7 protein-coding genes are annotated in these 3,279 nt (G+C 35.1%); 2 read left to right on the top strand and 5 right to left on the bottom strand.

Annotated features, from left to right (window positions below):
- Positions 1-74: 74 nt before the first annotated feature.
- Positions 75-509, bottom strand: coding sequence for a DUF695 domain-containing protein (locus Q4575_RS19530; RefSeq protein ID WP_303523924.1), 435 nt, complete (start codon positions 507-509; stop codon positions 75-77).
- A gap of 214 nt (positions 510-723) precedes the next feature.
- On the opposite strand from Q4575_RS19530, the gene Q4575_RS19525 reads away from it, so the two are divergent.
- Together Q4575_RS19525 and Q4575_RS19520 are read left to right on the top strand one after the other, a co-directional pair.
- Positions 724-972: a type II toxin-antitoxin system Phd/YefM family antitoxin gene (locus Q4575_RS19525; RefSeq protein ID WP_101343117.1), complete on the top strand. Its 249-nt coding sequence runs from the start codon at positions 724-726 to the stop codon at positions 970-972.
- Complete coding sequence (locus tag Q4575_RS19520) at positions 962-1,249, top strand: type II toxin-antitoxin system RelE/ParE family toxin (protein ID WP_215961865.1); 288 nt, start codon at positions 962-964, stop codon at positions 1,247-1,249. Before Q4575_RS19525 ends, Q4575_RS19520 begins: the two co-directional genes overlap by 11 nt.
- Positions 1,250-1,358: 109 nt before the next feature.
- Here Q4575_RS19520 and Q4575_RS19515 read toward each other — a convergent pair whose 3' ends face one another.
- The 4 genes from Q4575_RS19515 to Q4575_RS19500 form a co-directional block, all read right to left on the bottom strand.
- A complete protein-coding gene (locus Q4575_RS19515; RefSeq protein WP_303523923.1) occupies positions 1,359-1,703 on the bottom strand; it encodes a hypothetical protein in 345 nt (114 codons plus the stop codon).
- 119 nt (positions 1,704-1,822) lie between these two features.
- On the bottom strand, positions 1,823-2,167 hold the full coding sequence (locus Q4575_RS19510; RefSeq protein WP_303523922.1) for a hypothetical protein: 345 nt from the start codon (positions 2,165-2,167) through the stop codon (positions 1,823-1,825).
- A 99-nt stretch (positions 2,168-2,266) separates the two neighbouring features.
- Entirely contained in the window at positions 2,267-2,578 is a 312-nt protein-coding gene (locus Q4575_RS19505; protein ID WP_303523921.1) for a hypothetical protein, read from the bottom strand.
- Between the two features lie 110 nt (positions 2,579-2,688).
- Positions 2,689-3,192: a hypothetical protein gene (locus Q4575_RS19500; protein WP_303523920.1), complete on the bottom strand. Its 504-nt coding sequence runs from the start codon at positions 3,190-3,192 to the stop codon at positions 2,689-2,691.
- Positions 3,193-3,279 lie beyond the last annotated feature (87 nt).

The following is a 3,279-nucleotide window of genomic DNA, read 5'->3' as shown; positions in this document are numbered from 1 at the left end:
TAAGGGCTCACCCCTTCTGAAATATGCGGTGGAAAGTGAGTATTAATACTTGCTGTCCACCTCAGGGCGTGTTGTTAGCTGCCTTTAAAATCCTTTAAAAGCTTTGTTAAATCAGACCACTCTTCATCTTTATAAAAATTAATTTCAATAGGGTAACTTGAGTGTGAAGATAGAGATTTATTTAAACTTTCGATAAAAGCCTCCCTATCTGAAATATAAAAAACAAATTCCTTTAAATCATTACCTGTTGCCGTGTACGCAGCTAAATAAATGCTTTCTTCGCCACGAATTTCTTCGAGGCCATCTTCTAACGTTATCATTTGCTCATTTTCAGAAGAAATAGGCATCCCGTTATTAGTTGAGCCATCATATTTCCATGATATTACAGTCAACCAAGGTAACTTCTTTTGAATAGTAATATCGGGTAACTGACTCATAAATTTATAAATAACAGGTTTACCCTTGATATTCATTTTACCAACAGTCCATGTATCTTCGGCTTGAGCCATCGAAATTACTCCGAGTAAGGTTAATAATATTAAAACATGCTTCATAAGTGACCTAGGCAGCTAACGCCTCATTAAGAGGCAAATAATATGTTGGCTAAAATAAGTGAGGCACGAACAAATAGCCAACTGTTATTTGTCCTTCTTTAATGACTTGTTATGTTTCATCGCTTATACTAAACCTAATTAACGACCACTTTAAAGTACTGGTGATAGTATGACAACTAGAATATTAACTGAAGCTGCTGCAAGTATAAGCGAATTAAAAGCTAATCCAATGAAGGTTGCTTTAAGCGCACATGGTGAAGCCATTGCTGTTTTAAATAGAAATGAACCTGCCTTTTACTGCATACCAGCAGACACGTATGAGTTTATGATGGATCACATGGAAGATCTAGAGCTATTAGCAATTGCTGAGCAACGTAAAAATGAAGCTAGCATAAAGGTTAGCTTAAATGAGTTATGAGTTAGAATTTAAAAAGTCAGCACTAAAAGAATGGAAAAAACTAGGGGCAACTATTCAAGCTCAATTTAAGAAAAAGCTCGTAGATATTCTAGAAAATCCACACATTGATAGCGCAAAATTGTCTGGAGGTAATGAACTTTACAAAATAAAATTGAGGCAAGCTGGCTATAGGTTAGTTTATGAAGTGAACGATTCAGTGGTTACAGTGACAGTCATTTCTGTTGGAAAACGTGACAAAGGAAAAGTATATAAAGTTGCGATGGACAGATTAGTATAGAAACATAACGCCTCGTTAAGAGGCAAATAATATGTTGGCTAAAATAAGCGACGCAGGAGCAAAAGCCAACTGTTATTTGTCCTGCTTTAACGACTTGTTATGTGTAAGTTTACACAAGCCTTGTTTGTCTTTTTAAATGAGTAATGGTTGTTATACCTATAAGCCCTATAAATAAAGTAGAAACAAATAGTAAAGGCTCAAAGCTGTCACCGATTAAAGGCAGAATTAAAGCATAAATAGAACCGATAACACCTAAAGACAAAATACAACCAGTAAAATAAGCAACAAACTTACTCGGTTTACCACCTTTATCATAAAGTGCCATAGTGGTCACAATATAAGCGAGAGCCACTATTAAAGAAGTGGCAGGTGCTTTGCCTAGCAATACAGTGGCAATTCCTACGGCTGAAAAAATGGAAAATATTGCTGTCAAAACAATTCGAATTTTACGCATAGTATCCCTTACACATAACGCCCTGTTAACGGGCAAATTGCAGTTGGCTAAAATAGTGAGCGCAGCGAACAAAAGCCAACTGTTATTTGTCCTGTTGAACAGCTTGTTAGCAGTTGACTTTACTTAGGTTCGCCTGCCTTTATTAACGTGTGCCGCTCATCTGTCCACGAGAACTCCGATAGAGCAAGAAAAACTGCATTGTACTTTTTTAATATTTCTACAGATTCTAATGAAAAACAGCCCCCAACAACTATTAAAGTATCTTGGCTCGGCTCGCCAAACTTTTTTAATGCTTTTACAGTAAGGTTACTTTTTATCACATCTTTTCTATTATGTGGAAAAGTAATCAAAGTACATTTTTCAGAAAACTGAGATTCACAAGCTGCCGCTAAGCTCCTGTACTCAGTTGGTACACGATCTTTAACAATGTATGCTTCAATACTTCTAATTATGCGAAATTTCATATCGACTGCTAACGCCTCATTAAGAGGCAAAAAATTGTTGGCTAAAATTAGCGACGTAGGAGCAAAGCCAACTGTTTTTTGTCCTACTTGAATGACTTGTTATGTTTCAAATACTGTTAATATAAATATAGAAATAACTATATTCATTAAAATATAAAAACAACCAACAAAATTAATTACTTTATCAGTTGTTGATATGGTTCTTTTTGTACTGACACTAAAAGATTCTTTATATATAGCAAATGTTAATAATAATACCGACGATACTAAAACATATGGATATAATAAATTATAAAATGACGTTATATCTTTAAATATAGAAAATCTAAAACCATCCAATATTAAAGAAAATTGAAAAATAGGTAATAAAAAAACACCTAACAATTTTATTTTTTGATACTCATTGTTCATGCTCAACTCCTTTGAAACATAACGCCTTACTAATAGGCGCATAAATGCTTGGCTAAAATTAGCGACGAAGGAGCGCAAGCCAAGCGTTTTGCGTCCTTTTGAGTAACTTGTTATGAGCACGTACTAGGTGCTAGCACTGATGTTGCAATGCGTAATTTTTGTTGTTCATTTGAATCAATAGCTTGCATGAAAGGTGACATAGGGGTTACCCAAATAGGTTCGTCCCATACCCAACACGAAGGAATTTCTACAGACTCTCCTTTAGTATCAAAGCCCAACAACTCTGCTTTTATCACCCAACATCGACCAGCAGAACCATATGGGTAATCAATCACTTTCGTAATTTTGATCTTGGTTCCGAGTTCTAGACTTGTAACTAGTTCACCGTCATTATTCTTTAAGTGATGATTCTGGCTTTCAGAAGTCAAAAACAAATATGATAACGTGAATTTCATTACACGCTCTTTATCTGAACCTTCAACTCTAAGTAATTTACCCTGTTCAGTGAACTCATAGCATTTACCAACAATGTCGCTAGCCACATTTGATTTTGAGATATCGGTCGCAGCACATCCAGATAATAGGAATAAATACAGCAATGTCGAAATTTTCATGAAGTGCTCATAACGCTAAGATAACGAGCAAAGATTTCTGCAAATTTTTTATTCACAACATTAAGATCTTTGTCTCTGTTTATCGCC

It is taken from the genome of Psychrosphaera sp. 1_MG-2023, from assembly GCF_030548245.1.
Lineage (GTDB): Bacteria > Pseudomonadota > Gammaproteobacteria > Enterobacterales > Alteromonadaceae > Psychrosphaera > Psychrosphaera algicola.
Note: the sequence above shows the minus strand (reverse complement) of the source record. Positions and strands in the feature narration are given on the sequence as shown.